This is a genomic window from Tepidimonas fonticaldi, assembly GCF_007556755.1.
GTDB lineage: Bacteria > Pseudomonadota > Gammaproteobacteria > Burkholderiales > Burkholderiaceae_C > Tepidimonas > Tepidimonas fonticaldi.
In genome coordinates this window covers 21,804-43,001 of record NZ_VJOO01000014.1, presented here as the reverse complement: position 1 = coordinate 43,001, position 21,198 = coordinate 21,804, and the positions used below count along the sequence as shown (strand labels likewise).

Annotated in this window: 16 protein-coding genes, 4 pseudogenes and 1 riboswitch; of the genes and pseudogenes, 2 read left to right on the top strand and 18 right to left on the bottom strand. The window is 63.3% G+C overall.

All coding sequences use genetic code 11. The features are described from left to right. Window positions 1-4: 4 nt before the first annotated feature. Window positions 5-1,129, top strand: coding sequence for a substrate-binding domain-containing protein (locus Tfont_RS08285; RefSeq protein WP_068607599.1), 1,125 nt, complete (start codon window positions 5-7; stop codon window positions 1,127-1,129). Here the strand turns inward: Tfont_RS08285 and Tfont_RS08280 are convergent. From Tfont_RS08280 to istA, 5 genes and pseudogenes are all read right to left on the bottom strand, one after another. Continuing rightward, window positions 1,121-2,146, bottom strand: coding sequence for an MBL fold metallo-hydrolase (locus Tfont_RS08280; RefSeq protein ID WP_068607601.1), 1,026 nt, complete (start codon window positions 2,144-2,146; stop codon window positions 1,121-1,123). The genes Tfont_RS08285 and Tfont_RS08280 overlap by 9 nt on opposite strands. Before the next feature lie 198 nt (window positions 2,147-2,344). Next, window positions 2,345-2,923, bottom strand: coding sequence for a TMEM165/GDT1 family protein (locus tag Tfont_RS08275; RefSeq protein ID WP_143969081.1), 579 nt, complete (start codon window positions 2,921-2,923; stop codon window positions 2,345-2,347). 4 nt (window positions 2,924-2,927) lie between these two features. Next, a riboswitch (yybP-ykoY riboswitch) is annotated at window positions 2,928-3,101 on the bottom strand. Between the two features lie 194 nt (window positions 3,102-3,295). After that, complete coding sequence (locus tag Tfont_RS08270; RefSeq protein WP_143969080.1) at window positions 3,296-4,750, bottom strand: ATP-binding protein; 1,455 nt, start codon at window positions 4,748-4,750, stop codon at window positions 3,296-3,298. Window positions 4,751-5,091: 341 nt separating this feature from the next. Further along, window positions 5,092-5,450: pseudogene (locus tag Tfont_RS08265) on the bottom strand (ATP-binding protein). Window positions 5,451-5,695: 245 nt separating this feature from the next. Then, window positions 5,696-6,991, bottom strand: a pseudogene (gene istA / locus Tfont_RS08260) (IS21 family transposase); the annotation flags it as partial. Window positions 6,992-7,252: 261 nt separating this feature from the next. On the opposite strand from istA, the pseudogene Tfont_RS08255 reads away from it, so the two are divergent. Further along, window positions 7,253-7,744: pseudogene (locus tag Tfont_RS08255) on the top strand (IS3 family transposase); the annotation flags it as partial. Here the strand turns inward: Tfont_RS08255 and Tfont_RS14750 are convergent. The 13 genes and pseudogenes from Tfont_RS14750 to Tfont_RS08195 form a co-directional block, all read right to left on the bottom strand. Continuing rightward, complete coding sequence (locus Tfont_RS14750; RefSeq protein ID WP_260682323.1) at window positions 7,708-8,544, bottom strand: PAS domain S-box protein; 837 nt, start codon at window positions 8,542-8,544, stop codon at window positions 7,708-7,710. The pseudogene Tfont_RS08255 and the gene Tfont_RS14750 sit on opposite strands and share 37 nt — an antisense overlap. A gap of 150 nt (window positions 8,545-8,694) precedes the next feature. Next, window positions 8,695-8,859, bottom strand: a pseudogene (locus tag Tfont_RS14745) (hypothetical protein); the annotation flags it as partial. 278 nt (window positions 8,860-9,137) lie between these two features. Then, on the bottom strand, window positions 9,138-9,578 hold the full coding sequence (gene trx-GI / locus Tfont_RS08245; RefSeq protein ID WP_143969079.1) for a heat resistance system thioredoxin Trx-GI: 441 nt from the start codon (window positions 9,576-9,578) through the stop codon (window positions 9,138-9,140). Further along, window positions 9,568-10,713, bottom strand: a complete 1,146-nt coding sequence (locus Tfont_RS08240; RefSeq protein WP_143969078.1) for a hypothetical protein — start codon at window positions 10,711-10,713, stop codon at window positions 9,568-9,570. The genes trx-GI and Tfont_RS08240 overlap by 11 nt, the downstream gene beginning before the upstream one ends. A 79-nt stretch (window positions 10,714-10,792) precedes the next feature. After that, window positions 10,793-11,404 carry a heat resistance membrane protein HdeD-GI gene (hdeD-GI, locus tag Tfont_RS08235; RefSeq protein ID WP_143969077.1) on the bottom strand — a complete coding sequence of 204 codons (612 nt, stop codon included), beginning with the start codon at window positions 11,402-11,404 and terminating at the stop codon, window positions 10,793-10,795. 89 nt (window positions 11,405-11,493) lie between these two features. Further along, window positions 11,494-12,381 carry a heat resistance protein YfdX2 gene (gene yfdX2 / locus Tfont_RS08230; protein ID WP_143969076.1) on the bottom strand — a complete coding sequence of 296 codons (888 nt, stop codon included), beginning with the start codon at window positions 12,379-12,381 and terminating at the stop codon, window positions 11,494-11,496. 102 nt (window positions 12,382-12,483) lie between these two features. Beyond that, window positions 12,484-13,398, bottom strand: coding sequence for a heat resistance protein YfdX1 (yfdX1, locus tag Tfont_RS08225; RefSeq protein ID WP_143969075.1), 915 nt, complete (start codon window positions 13,396-13,398; stop codon window positions 12,484-12,486). 22 nt (window positions 13,399-13,420) lie between these two features. Next, a complete protein-coding gene (hsp20-GI, locus tag Tfont_RS08220; protein ID WP_143969074.1) occupies window positions 13,421-13,879 on the bottom strand; it encodes a small heat shock protein sHSP20-GI in 459 nt (152 codons plus the stop codon). Between the two features lie 78 nt (window positions 13,880-13,957). Then, window positions 13,958-15,787 carry an ATP-dependent zinc metalloprotease FtsH gene (gene ftsH / locus Tfont_RS08215; RefSeq protein WP_143969073.1) on the bottom strand — a complete coding sequence of 610 codons (1,830 nt, stop codon included), beginning with the start codon at window positions 15,785-15,787 and terminating at the stop codon, window positions 13,958-13,960. A 27-nt stretch (window positions 15,788-15,814) separates the two neighbouring features. After that, window positions 15,815-17,245, bottom strand: coding sequence for a cardiolipin synthase (gene cls / locus Tfont_RS08210; RefSeq protein ID WP_143969072.1), 1,431 nt, complete (start codon window positions 17,243-17,245; stop codon window positions 15,815-15,817). A gap of 17 nt (window positions 17,246-17,262) precedes the next feature. Beyond that, window positions 17,263-20,112, bottom strand: a complete 2,850-nt coding sequence (gene clpK / locus Tfont_RS08205; protein WP_143969071.1) for a heat shock survival AAA family ATPase ClpK — start codon at window positions 20,110-20,112, stop codon at window positions 17,263-17,265. 93 nt (window positions 20,113-20,205) lie between these two features. Then, on the bottom strand, window positions 20,206-20,775 hold the full coding sequence (locus Tfont_RS08200; RefSeq protein WP_143969070.1) for an Hsp20/alpha crystallin family protein: 570 nt from the start codon (window positions 20,773-20,775) through the stop codon (window positions 20,206-20,208). 35 nt (window positions 20,776-20,810) lie between these two features. Next, window positions 20,811-21,092, bottom strand: a complete 282-nt coding sequence (locus tag Tfont_RS08195) for a helix-turn-helix domain-containing protein (RefSeq protein WP_143969069.1) — start codon at window positions 21,090-21,092, stop codon at window positions 20,811-20,813. Window positions 21,093-21,198 lie beyond the last annotated feature (106 nt).

Below are 21,198 nucleotides of genomic sequence, written 5' to 3'. Positions count from 1 at the left end.
GGGCATGCGCAGGATTGGGCTTCACTACCTTCTGGACGACACGGGCAGCGACCATGCCGCCCCGCTGCGCAACCCCTTGATGGATCTGCTGTACGCCGTGCGCACTGGCGGCTCGATCGCAGCGGCGGCGCGTGCGCTGGGGTGGTCGTACCGACATGCGTGGGGACAGCTCAAATCGTGGGAAGACCGGCTCGGTCAACCGCTCGTGCACTGGGAGCGGGGCCAGGCCGCCACCCTCACCCCGTTTGCCGAAAAACTCATCTGGACCGAGCGGCTGGCGCAGGCCCGCCTGATGCCACAGATCGAGGCCCTGCGGGCCGAGTTGGAGCGCACCTTCGCGCTGGCCTTCGACCCGGACAGCCATGTGCTGCCGCTGTACGCCAGCCACGACGACGCCCTGCCGCTGCTGCAGACACACGCGGCCGAACACGCGCGCCTGCACCTGGACATCCGCTTTTGCGGCAGCGTGGAAGCGCTGCGCGCACTCGACGACGGGCGCTGCGTGGTCGCTGGCTTTCACACGCGTGAGCAGCCAGGCATCGACAGCCCCGCTGCGCGCGCCTACCGGCCGCTGCTCGCCCCGGGGCGGCACAAGCTGCTGGGCTTTGCGCAGCGCTGGCAGGGCCTGATCGTCCCCCCAGGCAATCCCCGCCGGCTGCGCGGTCTGGCGGACGTCGTGCGCTGGCGGCTGCGTTACGTCAATCGGCCCGAAGGCACCGGGACCCGGCTGCTGTTGGATGAGCTGCTGCGCGAAGCGGGCCTGCAACCGCAGGAGCTGCCGGGCTACGACCGCTGCGAGCCCTCGCACGCCGCCGTTGCGCAGACGGTGGCCAGCGGCAGCGCCGATGCGGGCTTGGGTACACAGGCGGCCGCGCAGCGGCTGGGGCTGGGCTTCGTCCCCTTGGTGCGCGAACGCTATGCCCTCGCCTGCCTCGAAACTGCCCTGGAGCAACCCGGGCTGCGCGCCCTGCGCGACGTGTTGACCACGCCCGCCTGGCAGGCGCGACTGGCCGGCATTCCAGGCTATGCGCCGCAGGACTGCGGCGCCGTGCTCTCTCTGACCGCGACGCTGCCGTGGTGGCGGCTGCCGCCAAAGCGCCGGCCCAGGAAGGCCGTGGGGTCAGAATAGCTCCCGCTCGGCTTCCAAGTACGCCAAACTGGTGTACTTGCCAATATTGGAGTCGAACCCCGCCATCCCCCGCGCCCGTGCGGCCACGCGGGGGTCCTTGAGCACGAGTTCCTTGGCCTTTTCCAGCGGCACGCCGTCCTTGACGGCCTGCACGCACGGCTCCCAAATGCCCTTGAGGAAAGTGCCGTAGTCGCGCAGCAGCGTCTTGCTGCCGCGCCCATGCCCCGGCCACCACACTTGGTCGCCGGCGGCCTGTTGCAGCGCTTCGTAGTACTTGAACGTCCCCGGGTAGGAGCCATCGTCGATGTTGGCGATGCGGTTTTCCATCGCAATGTCGCCGACATAGGTGAAGCGATCCTGCACCACCTCCACGCACAGATCGGACGGCGTGTGCGCCTTGCCGTAGTGGTGCATGCGCAGGGTGACATCGCCAAAAGTGAACGTCTGCCCGTGCTGCACCGGCCGGTTGGGCGCCACCACCTGTGTGCCCATCGTGGCTTGGTTGGTCCAGCGCTCCATCAAGCTGCGCCACAGGCTGCCTTCGGCCCCTTTGATCTGCTCGATGGTGTGCGGCAAGGCGTAGATTGGCAGCGCCTCGCCGTACGTCTTGACGAAGGCGTGATTGCCCAGCCAGTGGTCGCCGTGGTAGTGGCTGTTGAAGATCGCCACCACGGGCTTGTCGGTCACGGTGCGGATCATGCGGACGACCATCTCGCCGTGCTGCAGCGAGCACCCGGCGTCGAGCATCACCACCCCCACCGAAGTCACGACGAACACCACATTGGCCATCACCCCGCGGTTTTCCGGCGTGGGAAAGCCGTCCTGAGCGTAAATCATCCAAACGTGGGGGGCGATGCGCTCGGGCTTCACATCGGGCACCGGCGGCCCCTCGATAAAGTCCTGCAACTGCTGGGCAAACAGCCGCACCTCCGGCATGGTGGCGAGGCCGGCCCCCACCAGGCCGGAGCCGGCGGCGATTTGCAACCAGCGGCGGCGGGACAGGGCGACAGAAGACATGGGGGCAACTCCTTCGGGGGCAGGCTCGGGGCCGAGCGGCTTTCAGCCCTCTCTTTTTGATCGCTCAATAAGCATACAACGATTGCACCAGCACGGCGACGCCCGCCGACAGTCCATCGACGCCGGGCGGACGGCGCAGCGATGCGCCCGTGCGACGGCCGCCAAGACGCCGCCGACCGGCCCGCCCCGGCCTGAGCGTCACACTCCCAGCGAGGCACCCACCCCCATCAGCGTCAGCACCCCCAGCCCGGCAAAAATGGCGGCCGCCACCCCATGCACCAGCCGCATCGGAATGCGGTTGGCCAGCTTGTCGCCCACGAACACCGCCGGCACGTCGGCGATCAACATGCCCAGCGTGGTGCCGATGACCACCATCAGCGGCGCGGCGTAGTGCACCGCCATTGCCACGGTGGCAATTTGCGTCTTGTCGCCCATCTCGGCCAGGAAGAAGGTCACCAACGTGGCCCCAAAGACGCCAAAGCGCCGCGCAATCGATACCTCGTCCTCCTCGATTTCGTCGGGGATCAGCGTCCAGACGGCCATTGCAATGAACGACAGGCCCAGCACCCAGCGCAGCACCTGGGGGCTGACGGTGGCGGTGATCCAGGCACCCAGCGCCCCGGCCAGGCCATGGTTGGCCAACGTCGCGACCAGAATGCCCAGGATGATCGGCAGCGGCTTTTTGAAGCGGGCCGCCAGCAGGAAGGCGAGCAGCTGCGTTTTGTCGCCGATTTCGGCCAGGGCGACGACGCCCGTCGAGACGAAGAGAGATTCCATGGACGGTTCCCGGCCGGAGCAAAGACGAATGACCACGGCGGATCCCCGGCCGAGTCGGAGGCACCCTGGTCAAAGGTCTTGCCAAGTCCGGAAACCGCCTGCGCCATGGCAAAACTGCCAAGCATGTTGACGCAGGCCTCTGGCGGTCGCAGAGCGGCTACTCCCCAGTGACGACCGAGATTGTACAAACAAGGGGGGCGGCGCCGTCGGCGCAGACGCCATCGACGCGGCCTGACCGGCCACGGGGGAAATTGTCGGCAAAAGCTTACGAGTCATGCCGAGGGCATCCGTGGGCTTGCGCGTAGAAGGCCGACGGATGCCCTCCCATCAAGGCCGGGCGGCTCCATGGAGCCAGACCCCGTGCGGCGAGCTTCACTGCGTATCCCCCGGAAGCTCCGCCGCCCCCATCCAGTAGCACAGCAGCGGCGCCGGAATGCGCATGATGCGCGTCGGTACATCGGCATCTTCGGCCAGCGGCAGGCCCTGCATCGGCCCGAAGTGGTCCAGCGCTTTGGTCACCACGTAGCCGCGCGCGATGCGCTTGGCCTGGCACAGCTCGATCAGGCCCTTCAACTCGCGCGCACCGGTGTGCTGGGCGCGGTACTTCACCTCGAACGGAATGAGCTCGCCGCCCACTTCAGCAACGAGATCGACCTCGTGCTCGCGCTTGCCGCGCCAGTAGGAGAAGCGCACGTTCTGCGCGTAGTAGCGGGCAAACAGGTGCTTGAAGACGGCCGTCTCGGTGGCCACACCCAGAGCAGCAGCATCCTCCAGGATGGCCTTGCCCTTGAGCATCACCGCTGGCGCGATGGCGGCATCGGCCAGATAAATCTTGAACCGCGCGCGCAGCACGTCCTTGCCGTAGCCGTAGGGCGCCAGGCGGTAGATCAGGTGGGCGGCCTCCAGCAGTTCGATGAAGTGCTGCGCCGTGGGGCGCTTGACCTCCAGGTTGCTGCACAGGTCCACCATGTCCAGCAGGCCGCCATCGTGCAGGCACAGGTAGAGGAAGGTGTGTTCCAGGTCCAGCACGCGGCGCACGCCAAAGAGCGCGGTCATGTCGCGCTTGAGCACCTTGTCGATGATGTCCTCGCGCAGCAGGCGCTGCGCCTGCGTGACGCTGTCGACCTGCGCGGTCTGCGGAAAGCCACCGCGCAGCAGGTATTCGTGGAAGTGGCCCACGTAGTCCCGCCCCAGCTCGGTGGCGCGGTAGAAGTCTGCCGGCGCCCAGTCGAACAGGTCGCGCAGGCTGCGCAGTTTGGGCAGCTCGGGCAGTTGCAGGCGCTTGATCTGCAGGTACTCGTAGAACGACAGCGTGGTCAGCCGGATCGTGTGCCAGCGGCCGACGCCGGATTCGGGGGCGGCCTCCACCAACGGCATGGCCGAGCCGGTGAAAGCGATGCGCCGGTCCTTGCGGAAATCGACCTGGTGCTTGACCCAGGTGCCCCAGTCCCGGATGAACTGGGCTTCGTCGAGCAGCAGATATTCCGGCCCCTCGGCGCGCGGCTCGCGCTCGCGCCAGGCGTCGAGCACGGCGTCGATGCCGGCGAGCTTCAAAATCGGGTGGTCGAAGGTGGCATAGAGGATGTTGGCCGCGGGTACGCCGGCGGCCAGCAGCGCCTGCGCGGCCTGCAGCATCAGCGTGGTCTTGCCGATCTGCCGCGCGCCGGAGAGCATCACCGCCCGGGGCGCGGGCGGCACGGTCAGCCAGGCGTGCAGCTCGCGGAAGGCGGCACGCCGCCATGTGGGCAAGTCCGCAATGGGCTCGCCCCGCCACCAGGGATTGAACTGGGCGAGGACGGCGACGAGTTCCTCTTTTGAGACTTTCACGGGAGATATTCTACTTACATCATGAGTTTAGTTAAAGTGTAGTTTTCTTGTTTGTATTTCACAAGCAGAATGCCTCGCCATCCGGGCGCTTGGCCTCCCGCACTCACAGCACGCCGATCGCATCGTCGCGATCATCCGGAGATGCCGATGGAAATTTGCCCCAAGCTCACCCCGACCTAGGCCCTGCTTGCGCATTCCACTGATGGCGGACAGTGATTCCATTGCCATCGCGGACAGCGTTCCAAACGATGGCGGACACGCTGCGCGGGTGTCCTGAGTGACGCTCAAATCGTAGCCAAAGTGTCCGCCATCAGCGTGGAATGGCACTCGGTGCGACCGGCTCAGGCGGCCTTGGCGAGCTTGCGCATTGACTCGCCCTTGAGGGCTATCTTGTGCGAGCCGTGCACGATGCGGTCCAGGATGGCGTCGGCCAGCGTCGGCTCGTCCAGCCAGGCGTGCCACGCCGTCACCGGCAACTGGCTGGTGATGAGCGTCGAGCGCGTGCCACCCGGTCGTCCAAGAGTTCGAGCAAATCGTTGCGCTCGTGCGCGGCAATCGGCACGATGCCGAAGTCGTCTAGGATGAGCAGGTCCAGCCGGGCCAGTTGCGCCAGGCGCTTGCCAAAGCTGCCGTCGCCATGGGCCACGTGAAGTTCTTCCAGGAGTCGGGGAGCCCTGGTGTAGAGGACGGAGAACCCCAGGCGTGCCGCCTGCTGCCCCAGCGCACACGCCAGTCCACCTCGCGCTGCACCAGCAGCGCCAGGCGCTGTTCAAAGGGCAGTTCGCTGGCTGCGATGTGGGTGGCCGCGTCACTCAGAGCGGCCACCATGCCGTCCAGGCGCAGGGCGCGCAGTTGGTTGAGGGTCTGTCCGTTGAGCATCGGGTGTTCCTTCGGTCTTGGCACTGTCTCAGTGGTAGTAGCCCGGCCCGCGCACGTTCGCGAGCGAATCGACTGCGCCCGCGCACAGGCCGCCTCCAGCCGCTCGGCCCCGTACTGCCGCCCCAGACGCATCAGTCCCAGACAGGCGCGGTAGCCCTGTTCGGGGTGGGCGCGGTGCTCCATCTGCCAGCGCACCACGGCGGCGGTGGCCGAGCCGATGCGCTCGCCCCAGGCGATGAGCTTGGCTGGCGTCCACTGCAGGTGTGCCCGGTGCGAGGCCGGCATGTGCTCAGCAGCCGTGGTGTGCGCGCCTTTGCGCCCATTGAGCGCGTGGGCGGCCACCCGCTTGTGGCCGCGCAGGACTTCCACGGTGGTGGCGGTGATGCGCAACTCCACCACCTCGCCCACCAGGGCGTGGGGCACCGAGTAGTAGTGGCCGTCGAGCTCGGCAAAGGCGCTGGCACGGTTGCCCGGCAGCTTCTTGAACGGGCGTTGGTTCAAGTCCACCAGCAAGCCGGCAATCGAGCGGTTGAGCTCGGCCAGGCTGAAGAAGGTCTGGTGGCGCAGCCGCGCCAGAATCCAGCGCTCGACCACCTGCACGGCGACCTCGACCTTGGGCTTGTCGCGGGGTTTGGCCGGGCGTGCGGGCATGACCGCGACACCGTAGTGTGCACACAGCTCATCGAGCAGGCGGTATGCGGTGGGCTCGTAGCGGTCGGCACGGGTCATCAAGGCGCGCGGCTGATCGGGCACCAGCAGGCGAGGCACGCCACCGATGAACTCCAGCGCCCCCATGATGCTGGCCACCCAGTCGGCGGCCTTCTGGCTGGCGGTGGCACAGGCGTAGGTGTAGTTCGATGCGCCCAGCACGGCCACGAAGACCTGGGCTTGGCGTATCTCGCCAGTGTCGGCATCGACGATGGGCACCGTCTGGCCGGCGTAGTCCACGAAGAGTTTGTCGCCGGCCATGTGGGTCTGGCGCATGGAGCGCTTCAACCCCCGGGCCCAGACCTTGTACTTCTCGCAAAAGGCGCTGTACTTGTACGCCTGACCGCTGTGCTGTTGCTGGTACTCCTCCCACAGCAGTTGCAGGGTGACGCCGGGGCGGCGCAGTTCGCGATGGATGTGGGCATGGTCGGGTTCGAGGTGCCGGGACGCGCGCGCCACGGGTGGCTTGTAGAGTCGGGCTTGCAATTCCTCGTCGCTCAGGCTCTGGGCCAGCGCCCAGTCCACGCCGGCGGCGCGCGCGTAACTGGCGATGTCGTTGACGGTGGACTTGGAGATGCCAAGCGCCGCGCCGATTTGGCGGGTGCTCAGGGCCCCGCCGTGCAGCAGTTGCAGTGTGTGTCGTAGTTTGCTCATGGTGACCCTGGGTGTGGGCATCGCTGGCTTCGGTCAAAAACCGGGCAGCGTATGCCGCGTTCGGGTCACTCAGAACACCCTGCAGGTGTCCGCCATCCGTTTGGAATGCTGTCCGCCTTCAGCGTGGAACCGCGTCCGGCTTCACGCTGGAACACTGTCCGCCATCAGCATGGAATCGTGTCCGCCATGGCGTGGAATACGCACGCAAACAGGCAATAACACACGACAACTCATGAGGTTATGAATATTTCACGGGCGACCACCTACGTCTCGACCTGGCAGGGCTTCGTCTACGTCGCCTTCGTCATCGACGTGTTCGCGCGCCGGATCGTGGGCTGGCGAGCGTCGTCCTCGGCCCGCACGGACTTCGTGCTCGACGCGCTCGAGCAGGCGCTGTACGCCCGCAAGCCGGTCGGCCCGGACAGGCTCGTGCATCACAGTGACCGCGGCGTGCAGTACGTCTCCATTCGCTACATCGAGCGCCTGGCCGAGGCCGGACTGGAGCCCTCGGTGGGCAGCGTGGGCGACTCCTACGACAACGCGCTGGCCGAGACCATCAACGGACTCTACAAGGCCGAGGTGATTCACCGGCGGCCGTCCTGGCGAACCCGCGATGAGGTCGAATGGGCCACCCTCGCCTGGGTCGACTGGTTCAACAATCGACGACTGCTGGAGCCCATCGGCAACATCCCACCGGCCAAAGCCGAGCAAGCCTACTATTCGCAATCCACCGGGTCCGTCGTGACGGCGTGACTCAAACCAACGAGCCTCCGGGGAAGCCGGGGCGGTTCAAATAGTCGATTGGGCAAGCCGGTGAGCAGGTCGTAATGAGCAACGCGTTCAAGCTGTTGCTGGTTCTCCTTCAGCGCTGTGATGTCGGAAAACATGGCTGCGTAATGCTCGATATTGCCCCGCATATCCGGGGCTGCACTGATCGTCAGCAGCGCGGCAAACTGACTGCCGTTCTTGCGTCGGCACCAGAGCTCTCCGTGCCAGTAGTCGTGCTCAAGCAGAGCCTGCCAAACGGTCTGATAGAACTCATCGTCATAGCGATCGGACTCGAGCAGACGGGGTGTCTGGCCCAATACTTCCTCCCGCGCGTAACCAGTGATCACGGTAAACGCTCGGTTGACGTTGACAATGTGGCCTTGAGCGTCCGTAACGAGGATGCCCTCTCCTGCGTGCGCAAAAACTTTAGCCGCAAGGCGAAGCTCTTCCGCGGATCTTCTGCGTGAGGTGACATCATGGATATAGCCGTGCCAGAGGATGCTCCCATCAGGCATGGCTTCAGGCGACGCCTCGCCTTCGACCCAGATCACCCGACCGTCTGGAAACTGCACTCGGTACTCGTCATGCCAAAGCGCGAGTGACTGCCCCGACGCTTGTATGGTTTCATGCACACGGTCGCGGTCTTCAGGATGGAGCGCAGCGAACGCAGGAGTGGCATCTTCAACAACATCCTCCGGTGCAACCCCGTATATTTCCTCTATCCTCGCGCTGGCATAAGGGAAGTGCGAGCTGCCGTCCGGACGAAGACGGTATTGGTAAAGCATACCGGGAACGTGGCTGGCCAACTCTTCTCGCTGTCGGCGCATAGAGTACAGCGCCTGCTCGACCCTCTTGAGATCGGTGATGTCCTCTACCGTCCCGTCTGCCGCTCTGGGCCGACCAGATGCGTCGCCCTTGAATGTTGCCCGCAGGTGTATCCAGCGAACCTGCCCTCCGCTGACGATGCGACACCGCAGATCAAGGGACTTTCCGCACATGGCAGCATCCCATGCCCTATCGAAGAGGGGGCGGTCTTCAGGGTGAATGCACTGCAGGAATCGCTCGAAGGCTATTGGCGCACCAACATCCAGGCCGAGCACGCGGCAGGCTTCATCGGAGCAAGTGAGGAGTTGCGAGCCAAGATCGAGATGCCAACTGCCAGAATGGGCATTCTGGTCAATCTGGTCACAGTGTCGGGCTGAGATTTGAGGAGCCTCGTTCAAAGGTGACGCTCCTTATGGGTGAAACAGAGGTTCCAAAGTTTCTGCAACTGGGAACGCATTTCGTCAAAGATTGTGTGGTTGGGGTCGCTATGCATCGCGGCTACACACTTTCTTCAAGGATCGAACAACTGATAAGCAGGGTGGTTCGCGCCGGGTCATTGCGGCAAGCGGGATGTCACCCAGCGCATAATGTCCTGCGCCCCCATGGCGCCCGCCTGACGTGCAACCTCATGTCCCCCTCGGAACAAAATCAGGGTTGGAATGCTGCGAATACCGAACTGGGCGGCCAGGTGAGGCTCGGCCTCGGTATTGACCTTGGCCAGCCTGACCCTGGGTTCGAGCTGGCGCGCCGCTTGCTGGAACTGCGGGGCCATCATCTTGCACGGCCCGCACCAAGGTGCCCAGAAATCGACCAACAGTGGCAGGTCACTGCGCTCCACGTGGCGCGAGAACGTCGCCGTGGTCAACTCGATGGGCTCGCCGGTGAACAAGGGGTGCTGGCAGCGACCGCAGTTGGGATGATCCGCGAGCTTGGCCGCCGGTACGCGGTTGATGGACTGGCAGTGCGGACAGACGAGGTGAAGATCATTCTTCATGGTTCGCCTCCTTGGACCACAGTGAGGCTGCCGCGCTTCGGGTCACAGACAATGCCGACCAATCAATGCCTTGGAGCCAATCGTTCCCGTCTTTGCTTACTCCGGCCTCTTCCAGATGGGCAGCCATGAATGCTTCGGCCTGCATGAGCCACCCTCGGACAGCATCTTCCTTACTAGGAATCAGCAGGATTTCACAGACGCTGCTGGCATCCAGCCCATCCACACGGATGAGTAGAAAAATGCGCCGCCACAAACGCGGCATGTCCTTCAGCAGATTGAATGCAAAAGCGAACTCGCTCGACCGATCAATTAGCTCCTCCTGTTCCGCGATCGTTGCGGCATCGGGATGCTGATTGTCAGCGATGACATCGGCAAGCCTGAGTGTGTCATCGGGCTGATAAAATTCGAAGACTTCCTCTTCCACCATGGCCTCGGCGACATCCTGGGCATCCGGTTCGACCGGCGCGTCCAGAGAAACGAATTCGCCAAATTGCCGGCTGTTTGCCACTTCCTGATCCAGGATGGCGAACAGATGCTTCAGAAGACCGACGTAAGCCGCTTTTTCTTCCGGCACGGATTGCCATTCCAACTCAGCTTTGACAATCGCTTCATCCACCACGTCACGCAGCGTCGGATAATCGCGCGGCAAATCGCCGACGGCCCGCAGATAAGCCAGCTCACGCCTTGCGACAGCCTCAAGTTTCGACAGTAGAGGCATTCGGGTCACCTCGGCCTCATGGGCGGCTGATGCGGGTTTTGCGGCAATCCGCACCTTGAGCTCGCGCAAGCGCTCGCGTCGTGCTTTGCGCTTGATTTGATCCTGAGCATGCAGTCGGTCAAAATGCTTCTTGGCCTGACGGAACAACGACTGTGCGAGCATCTGCGCGAGGGGCGTCAGCTCGTCATGTGATGCAGTGACGCTGACAATCTTTTTGCCGGGCAGGTGCATATAGCCACTGGCCAGAAATTGCCGCTTGGTCTTGTCGCGATCAAGGACGATTTGAAGTCGCGCTGAATCTTTAGTGTGTTTGTCGAGCAATGGCTTGAGGGCGTGCTCGATCATATTTCCCAAAGCTCTCTGCCAAGGTTCATGAAACTCTTTGTCGATAGCTCGATAGCTATATTGCATCTGCATGTATGACTCCTTTGATGTCATTTCTATGGAGGCACGAACCGAAAATGCTCATATCCATAGAATTTAGTTTGACCCGCTCTTATCCCTGGCGCGTTTTGCGAAGACGCCAACTCAAGAACAAAAGCGTGACACCATAGACTGCCGCATAGAAGCTCAACAGCCAGCCTGCGGCCAGGAATGACTCGACCGGACGGGTAAAAAATATCCACAAGACGATAGCACCAAGGATAATCGAGAGCAGTCCACTGAGGGCAAGCCAGATTTCACCCTTGATTTCTTGACGCAGCCGAACCGCGGCGGATATCTCCAGCACACCGGTGAAAACCGCCCAGAACCCCACGCTAGCCCATAAAAAAGAAGCCATGACCATCGTGGCGACCCAAGGAGCAACCAGGACGACGACGCCGGTAAGTATGCCGACAATGCCGCTGAACAGCAGCCAGCCCCAGCGCTCTTTTTTCTGGATATGGCGCACCGCTGCAACCAAGTTGAACGCGCCATTGACCAAGGAAAATGCGCCGAACATGATGGTCATGGCCAACAGAGCCGATTGTGGCATCCAGAACGCGAGGGCTGCAAAAATCAATGCCAAGACACCGCGCAGCACAAAAAGCCACCAATTTTGGCTCAGCGAACACAGTGCTTTGGTGGGGTCATCCGCATTGGAATTGGCGATGGTGTCTGTGTTCATGCAATATCTCCTAAAGACCTATACGAGATGAAAAATCAAACACTCATGGGACATGAGAGGGGGCGCTATGCGCCCCCTCTCCAGCGGTTTCAGAACAACCTGGACAGTTTTGCCTTGACTTCATCGAGCCAGCCTTTTCCGCCGCCTCCCCCTCCCGTCTTTTCCTTGATTTTCTTGAGTTCATCGTACAGGGGCTCAAAGTCCTTCCTTTTTCCATAGCCCAGCAGTTCTGCCATTTCCAACTGCCGCCGGGCTTCGTTCAACAATGTCTCCAGGCGCTCATTGGACGCTTCGCTGCGCTGACCATCTTCTACCAAGGTCTCGGCGCGCTGCAGGAGCAGCCTGGCGCGCAGGAGGGGCAGCGGAAGCACGCTGCGCGTCTCGACCAGCGTGCTGAGCGCTGCCTGCAGCGCGGCTTTGGCTTCTTCAATCTTGCCCTGATCGATCAGCGGCACGACTGCCTTCACGGCTGCGGGATAGGACGCCAGAGGGATGTTGGTGACCGTGATCACGATTTCACTGGCCAGCAAAGCCAGCACGTGACGTGCCTGTTGCACCTCGCCATGTTTGAGGGCATCCAGCGCCTCGTCGGTCATCGCCTCAATGGTTTCCGTGTTGGCGAACAAGTCGTGCACGATGGTGCGCACATCAACGGGGGCCAGGGCAAGCGTGGGTTCGCGCGCGACGATCAGCTCCAGCTTTCCCGTCACTTCGGCCAGCGTTGCCAATGCGCGTGCAGCGTCCTTGCCGTCAAGTGCGGCCAGCGCTGATTTGGTCAGCGCCAAGGCCGAGACGGCCTCATCGAGGACTTGTTTACGTTTGTCTGCCGCCTGCGAGTCTGTTTCTTTCTGAACCTCAGGCTGTACCTCCGTGACGACTTCAGGCTTGGGCTCTGGTCTGGCAGGAAGGCTGCTTACCGCGGCCTGTTCGTTCGTGCCTTCGTTGATCGCGTTGGGATTCGATGTTTGCTCATTCATGGTGATATGCCTCGTATGAGATAGTGAAAATAGGGGAATCTATTGGGGCCGACTGCGAATATCGCGAGACTGACCGATGGAGCAGTCGGCCCCTTCATCACCTCAAAACAGCTTTTGGATGCGCGTCTTCAACTCGTCGAACCATCCCTTGCCGCTTTTGCCACCAGCCGACTTTTGCTCAATGGACTTCACCTGATCGAAGATGGGTTTGAAATCCGCCTTCTTGCCATAACCCAGGATTTGCGCCAGCTCGATCTCCGTGCGCACGGACGACAGCAAGGTGCTGAGCTCCTCGTTCTGCTTGGCATCGCGCTTGTCAGTCTCGGCCAGCTTTTCAGCTTTTGCTATCGCGGCTTCGGCCCGTAGCACGGGCAGAGGGAGTACAACTTGGGTGACCACCAGCGTGTTCAGTGCTCGGGCGAGCTCTGCTTTGGCTTCGTCGATCTTGCCGCTGTCGATGAGCCGTGCGGCCGACTTGATCGCAGCCGGGTACGTTGCCATCGGCAGGTTGTCGGTTTCGATCACGATTTCGCTGGCAAGATTGGCAACGATGGGCCGTGCCTTTTGCACCTCGCCATCATCCAACAACTCCCGAGACAACTTGACCGCTTTCTTTACCGATTCCACGTTGGCGTGGATATCGTGGGTGATGACGCGTACATTGACCGGCGCCAAAGCAAGTTTGGCGTCGCGTGCCAATACCAGTTCCAGCTTTCCGCTGGCCAGTTCCAGCGCAGCGAGCGCGTCCTTGGTCTTCTTTGCATCAAGGAGGATCAATGCCTCATGGGTCTTGGCCAGCGCAGTGATTGCATCTTGGGAGAGTTCGGCGCGCTTTTTCGCGGCTTCCCGGGCGACCTTGTCATCTACCTGTGGCTGCGCCGCCTTGGATGCGGCAGAGGGTGCTGCAGCACCTGGGCTAGAACCTGCCGCTGATTGGGCCAGAGCCGGTCCGCTCAGTCCGACGACGACCGCCAGGGCAAGTGCGGAGAAGGTTGATTGGGGCTGTTTGATATTCATGATCTTGGGCTCCTGATTGAAGTTAGTTGACTGAGATTTCAATCTGTTTCGGTTTGGCTTGCTCGGCCTTGACAAGCCGCACTTCCAGCACGCCGTCTTTCATGGAAGCCGTCACCTTGGTCGGATCAACGTTGTCAGGCAAGACAAAGCTGCGCACAAAGCGGCCATACGCACGTTCGATGCGGTGGAACTTCTTGCCCTGCTCCTCTTTTTCCAGTTTGCGCTCGCCGCTGATGGTGAGCACGCCGTTTTCCGCGCTGACGCGCACGGCATCCTTGGGGACCTCCGGCAGATCCAGCTTGAGGAGGAATGCGTTCTCATCCTCGCTGATGTCCACCATTGGTACCCAGTCCGCCGTGGTCATGGCTTCGTTGCCGGTACGGGCGCCCTGTCGCTGGGGTATTCGTCCGAACATCGTCGCCAGGCGGTTTTGCAATTCATCCAGTTCCCGGAAGGGGTCCCACGGAGTCAATGCAGACATATCGGTTCTCCTTGAACAATGCCGGCGAATTGGATGACGCACCGAACAGAGCCGCCGGCTCACTCTGAATAGCGCCTACTACTTTTCGTTTCCATCAAGAACAAGTCCTTGGGTCAGCTGACGGATGTCGTTTTCGTCCAGGGTTTCCCGCGCGAGCAGTTCGCGCGCGCACCGCTCCAGCACTTCTCGGTTAATTTCGAGAATTCGGTATGCACGATCAAACACGCCCATCACGATGTCGCGGATCGCCTGATCGATGCGCGCCTGGGTCGATTCGGCCACCCGGCAGCCGCCGTGGGCCAGTTCCGGTGTATCGAGAAAACGCGGCCTCTGCGCCTCGAAGGCGATGTAGCCCAGTCCTTCGTCCATGCCAAAGCGGGTGATCATGTCGCGGGCGATGTCGGTGGCCCGCGCGAGGTCATCGGCGGCCCCAGTTGACAGCTCGCCGAACACCAGCTTCTCGGCCGCACGACCGCCCAGCAGCACGGCGATCTTGTGCTCCAGGTCGGCGCGCGTCATCAGGAAGCGGTCTTCGGTGGGGCGTTGCAGCGTGTAGCCCAGCGCGCCGATGCCGCGCGGGATGATCGATATCTTGTGTACCGGGTCTGTGCCTGGTAGCGCCAGCGCCACCAAGGCATGGCCCATCTCGTGATAGGCCACCGTCTCGCGCTCCTTCGGGTTGAGGACACGGTTGCGCTTCTCCAAGCCGGCGACGATGCGCTCGATCGCTGCAGTGAAGTCCTGCAGCTCGACCGCACGGGCCTTGCGCCGGGTGGCAGCCAGCGCCGCTTCGTTAACCAGGTTGGCTAGGTCGGCACCAGAAAAGCCGGTCGTCAACGCCGCGACTTGTTCGAGATCGACATCACTGGCCAGGGTAACCTTCTTGACGTGGACTTTCAGGATGTCCAGCCGCCCCTTCTTGTCGGGCCGGTCCACCAGCACCTGACGGTCGAAGCGACCGGCGCGCAGCAGCGCCTGGTCGAGGATTTCCGGGCGGTTGGTGGCGGCGAGGATGATCAGCCCGACCGAGCTGTCGAAGCCGTCCATCTCGGTGAGCAGCTGGTTGAGGGTCTGCTCGCGCTCGTCATGGCCGCCGATGGGGCCGCCGACGCCGCGCGCGCGGCCCAGCGCATCGAGCTCGTCGATGAAGATGATGGCCGGCGCCTGCCTGCGGGCCTGCTCGAACAGGTCGCGCACGCGCGCTGCACCCACGCCGACGAACATCTCGACGAACTCCGAGCCTGAGATGGAGAAGAACGGTACCCCGGCCTCGCCCGCCACGGCCTTGGCCAGCAGGGTCTTGCCCGTGCCGGGCGGGCCAACCAGCAACACACCTTTCGGGATGCGCGCCCCGAGCCGTCCATACTCCTGCGGATTCTTGAGGAAATCGACGATCTCAACCAACTCCGCCTTGGCTTCATCGACGCCAGCGACATCGGCAAAGGTCACGCCAGTGTTCTTCTCCATGAATACCTTGGCACGGCTCTTGCCGATGCTCAGGAAGCCACCCATGCCCTGCTTCTCGGCGAAGCGGCGGAACAGGAAGAACCAGACGCCGAAGAAGGCCACCGCCGGCAGAATCCAGGAGAGCACATCACGTAGCCAGGTGTTTTCCACCACCCGCGCGTAAGGCACGTCGTACTTGGACAGCCGCTCGGCCAGGTCGGGTTCGACGCGAGTGGCCACGATGGTGGTCTTGCCCTGGCTGTCCGGCGATTTCAGGCGCCCGGTGACCGTGCGGTCCGACACCAGCACTTCGGCGATGCGCCCCTCGGCCAGCGCCTTCTCGAATTCGCTGTAGGGCACGGGCTCGACGGTCTTGGCCGCCTGCCAGTAGTTCTGCAGCGTCAGCAGCAACAGGCCGGCGACGATCCAGTAGCCGATGTTCCATTGATCTTTCTTTTCCATGGGCAATGTTCCTCGCAAGTCGTGTCGCTAGAGAATGGGGGTGAACAGACGGGCCACCCCGTCGCGCAAGCGGATGGCCAGCGGGCGGGCGCGCAACGCCATGGCCGATATCTCGTTCGACGCATCACGGGCGGCATCAAAAAGGGATTCCAGCCGCGTAGACAGCGCGGTGTCGTACACCTCCACATTAAACTCGAAGTTGAGGCGCAGGCTGCGCGCATCCCAATTGGCCGAACCCAGGCAGCACCACTGGCCGTCTATCAGCATCAGCTTGCTGTGGTCGAACGGGCCAGGCCGTTCGAAGATGCGCACACCGTGCTCCAGCACCTGCCAGTAGTGGGCGCGCGCGGCCCATTGCACCGTGGGATGGTCGCCGTTTGCGGGCGTCAGCACCTCGACGCGCACGCCGCGCAACGCGGCCGTGCTCAGCGCCGCGATCATCGGCTGATCGGGCACGAAGTAAGGTGTCCAGATGCGCACCGAATGCTTCGCCGCGCTCAAAGCGCCCATGAAGGTCCAGCGCAGCCGGTCCAGGGCCTCATCGGGACCGGCCTCGATGCCGCGCGCCCAAGAGGTTCCTTGCTCATCAGCCGTTGCGGGCGGTTCGCCCCAGTAACCCTTGCTGAGCCGCTCGCCCGTGGTATCGCACCAATCGTCGGTGAAGCACCGCATCAGATGCGCAACCACCGGCCCGCGCAGACGAAAGTGCAAATCGTGACAGGCCTGCTCCGGCGCATCGGGCCGCCAATACGGGCTGAAGATGTTCATGCCGCCGGTGAAACCCGTCTCGCCATCGATCACCAGCAGCTTGCGGTGATTGCGCAGATGCGCGGCATGCAGGCGCGCGGGAATCAACGTCGGGTTAAACGCCGCCGCCGGAACACCGGCGCGCTGCAAGGCGCGGTAGGCGCTGCGGAGCCTCCAGCGGGCATAGACGTCGTCGATCAGCACCCGCACTTGCACGCCGCGCTCATGAGCCCGGCGCAGCGCATCGACGAACTGCGCCCCGATGCCTTGGCTGTCGAAGATGTACGAAGCCAGCGCGACGCTGTGCCGCGCCGACTCGATGGCAGCGAGCATGGCCGGGTAGGCCTGCTCGCCATCGACGAGCGGCTCGATGCGGTTGCCGCTGGTCAGCGACTGGCCGGTGGCGCGTCCGACCAGGTGGGCCAGACCGGCAAGCGGCGGCGATACAGCCTCGGGCATCGTGGGCGCGAGGTCCTGCCGAACAGCAGGATCTGCCCCCGGGAAGAGCCGCCGCGCGCGCCGCTGGTAACGGTTGATGCCGAACAGCCCATACAGCAGCGAACCGCCCAGCGGCAACAGCGCGATCAGCAGCACCCACAGCGTGGCCGATCGAGGGTCACGCTTGTAGATGACCGCGTGCCCCGCTGTGGGGATAGCGACCGCCAGCGACACGAGGGTGGCTGCCCATGTCAGCCCGTTGGGGTCGGACACGACAGCCTCCCCATGACTCAAGATTCGCCGCCCGCTGACTTCTTCTTGCGCGCAGGCTTGCTCGCGTCGCTCGGCGGCGTCTCGGCCACGTTCGCGGCATCAGGCTTTTCAGGCTCGACCGGCTTCACTGGTGGCTCCTGGCGCTCGAAAACCACCCGTTCGGCCTTGTCGTCCCAGCGGGCGCTGACGTGATCGGCCTTGCCGATACCGCCACCCAGCATCTCACGCGCCAGTGCCGTCTCCAGCTCGCTGCGGATCAGCCGCTTGAGCTCACGCGCGCCGAACTCGGGCTTGTAGCCTTCCTCCGCGAAGTGATCGATCAAGGTCTGGTCGAAGGTCAGCGTCACGCCCTGGCTAGCGGCGTTGCGGGCCACACGATCGAGCTGCAGGCCGACGATATGGCGGATCTCCTCCTTGCCCAGCGCATGGAAGACGATGATCTCGTCGATGCGGTTGAGGAACTCGGGGCGGAAGTGTCCGCGCAGCACGTCCATCACCTCGGCCTTGGTCTTCTCGTATTCTTCGCCGGCGGCGCCACGGGCCTTCAGCCGACGCTGGATGATGTCCGAGCCCAAGTTCGAGGTGGCGATGATGATGGTATTGGTGAAATCCACCACCCGGCCCTTGCCGTCGGTGAGCCGCCCGTCGTCGAACACCTGCAGCAGGATGTTGTAGACGTCGGGGTGAGCCTTCTCGATCTCGTCCAGCAGCAACACGCTGTAGGGCTTGCGACGCACCTTCTCGGTGAGCTGGCCGCCCTCGTCATAGCCCACATAACCCGGAGGCGCGCCCACCAGGCGTGCCACGGTATGGCGTTCCCCGTACTCGGACATGTCGATGCGCAGCAGCGCACCTTCATCGCCATAGATGGACTCGGCCAGCGCCTTGGCGAGTTCGGTCTTGCCCACGCCGGTCGGCCCGAGGAACAGAAAAGTCGCCACCGGCTTGCTGCCTTCGCGCAGCCCCGCGCGCGCCAGACGCACGGCATCGGCTACCGCGCGCACCGCTTCGTCCTGGCCCACCAGGCGCTCGTGCAGCCGCTGCTCCAGGTGCAACAGTTTCTCGCGCTCTTCCACCGTCAGCTCGTTGACCGGAATGCCGGTCAGGCGCGAGACGATCTGTGCGACATGCTCGGCTTTGACTTCGGCGCTGCCCGAGGCACGCTCGCGCTCCCAATCTTCGACGAGCTTCTTGAGTTCGGCCTCTTTGGCCTCGATGCGCTTGCCCAGCTCGGCGGCCTTGTCGTACTGCTTGCGCGAGGCCACGTAGTCCTGCTCACGCCGTAACTGGTGCAGTTCGGACTCCAGCTCCTGCACCGCCACCGGGCGGGCCGTGGCCGACAGCTTCACGCGTGCGGCCGCCTGGTCGAGCAGGTCGATGGCCTTGTCCGGCAAAAAGCGCGCGGTGATGTAGCGGTCCGACAACTCGGCGGCGGCGATGATCGCATCCTCTGTGATGCTGACCTTGTGGTGCGCCTCGAAGGTGTCGCGCAGGCCGCGCAGGATCATAATGGTCTGCGCTACCGTCGGCTCCGGCACCATCACCGGCTGGAAGCGACGCTCCAGCGCGGCGTCCTTCTCGATGTACTTCTGATACTCGTTGAGCGTGGTAGCGCCGATCAGGTTCAGTTCGCCGCGCGCCATCATCGGCTTGAACACGTTGGCCACGTCCAGCCCGCCTTCGCCGCCACCCTGGCCTGCACCGACGATGGTGTGCACCTCGTCGATGAAGAGAATCAGCTCGCCCTGGTGCTCGGACACTTCCTTGAGCACCTTCTGCACGCGCTCCTCGAACTCGCCGCGGTACTTGGCGCCTGCCACCATGGCGTTGATGTTGAGTTCGACCAGACGCTTGTCGCGCAGCGTCTCGGGCACTTCGCCGGCGACCATGCGCTGCGCCAGCCCTTCGACGATGGCGGTCTTGCCGACGCCGGGCTCGCCGATCAGCACCGGGTTGTTCTTCTTGCGCCGGGCCAGCACTTCGATGGTCGTCTCGATCTCCTGCGCGCGGCCGATGACCGGATCGAGCTTGCCCTCGCGCGCCATCTTGGTGAGGTCGCGCGAATACTTGTCGAGCTCGGGTGTGTTGGTCGGCGTCTCGGCGCGGCCATCCTCGGCCCCTTTGCCGACCACCTTGCTTACCTGCTGGCGCAGCGCTTGCGGCGTGAGGCCGTAACGGCGCAGCAGGTTGGCCGCCAAACCTTCGCCTTCCTCGGCGAGCCCGATCAGGAAATGCTCCGGCCCGACATAAGAGTGGCCGAGTTCGTTGGAGGCCACGAAAGCACGGCTGAGCGCGTCCTTGACCCGGGGCGACACGCCGATCTCGCCCTCGAACGGCTTGTCGCCGCGCTTGGCTTCGGATTCGATCTGGCGCTTGAGGTCATCGACCTTGATCTTGAACTGCCCCAGGATGGTCTTGACCACGTCGCTGTCGGATAGCGCCAGCAGCAGGTGTTCGGTATCGACTTCGGCGCGCCCGAACTCTGCAGCGTGTCGGGCGGCCTCCTGCAATAGGGCCTCGGACTGTTCGCTGATACGGCTGGCGAGCCCACTGCCGCGACGGCGCGAGGTGCCCGTACCGGCCGGGGCGGGTTCGCCGAACGAGGCATCGACCACCTCGTCGGTATCGGCCGCCATGGACCGCGCGTCGTCACCGATGCGGAAGAAGTCGCTGCCAAGGAAGTCTTCGAACAGCCCGCTGCGCGAGCCGAACAAGGCTTCCAGCGGTGAGACGGTGCGCTTTTGCTGGCGCACCAGTTGGCGATAGTGATCGTCACACAACAGCATGGTGCTGTGGCGACCATTGAGATTGGTTTCCACCCGCACCGTGGCGGGCTGGCCGCAGACTTGGCATTGTTTTCTGGCCATGCTGATGCTCCTGAGAGGGTTAACTGGGCGAGGCACCGCAGATCACGGTGCCTCATCTCTTTGTGGTTTTTGAGAAAAACGCGCTGCCCCGCGTCAGCCGTTGATCGGGATCGAGCGCCCCTGCTTGGGCGTACTGGCCTCGCGCTTGTCCATCGTGATCGTGAGCACGCCGTTCTTGAAAGCGGCCTTGATCGTGTCCTGGTTGGCATCGGCCGGCAGGTTCAGAATGCGCTGAAAGCTGCCGTAGGAGCGCTCCACCCGGTGGAAACCGCCGTCTTTCGTTTCCTGCTCCTGACGCTTTTCACCGCGCACCAGCAGCACGTCGTTGTCGAGCGTGATCTGGATGTCTTTTTCCTCGACGCCGGGCAGTTCCAGGGCGATCTTGTACTGCTTGTCGGTCTCCTGGATGTCCAGCGCCGGTTTCAGCAAGCCCGGCCACTCCGACGGCCAGCGTGGCATGGCCAGCGTCGGGAAACCGAAGCCTCGAAACGCGTCGTCGAACAGGCGATCGATCTCGCGATGCAATTGCAGGAGGGGGCTGACCGGCCCACCCGCCACCGGCAGGTCATTGCGCTGCACCGGCAGCGAGGCAGTGCTCTGTTGTTCTTCCTGCTCTTTCTTGAACCAGTTCCAGGGAGCCAACTTCTTGAAATCAATGTCCATGTCACACCTCCAGAAGAAAAATTGAAGAATCTCGCTCACTCCGTTTGCCTGCGGCGACGGACAGCGCGCCCAGGCGACACGGGATGTTTCGCTGACTTTGGCTGCTCATCTGTGCGTATCACCTCCTTCTTTCTGCCTGCTTGGGTCTGATCATTGATCCATTGATCGATTTCACTTTGACGAAACCGCCACGTCCCGCCGACCTTGAAGGCTGGAATTTCCCCGTGCGCGGCGAGCCGGTAGAGCGTCCGCTTGCCGACTTTCAAGTAGGCAGCCAACTCGTCGAGTGTGAAGATCGCCTGCTGGCGCGCTGTCATACTACCCCACAAGTTCCGTCGTCACGCGGCCTCGCTCGAGGAAGTTCTTGCAAGACTTTGCAAGATATTGCGCCTAATGCCGAAAGTCAAGAGTCTACATCCAGCG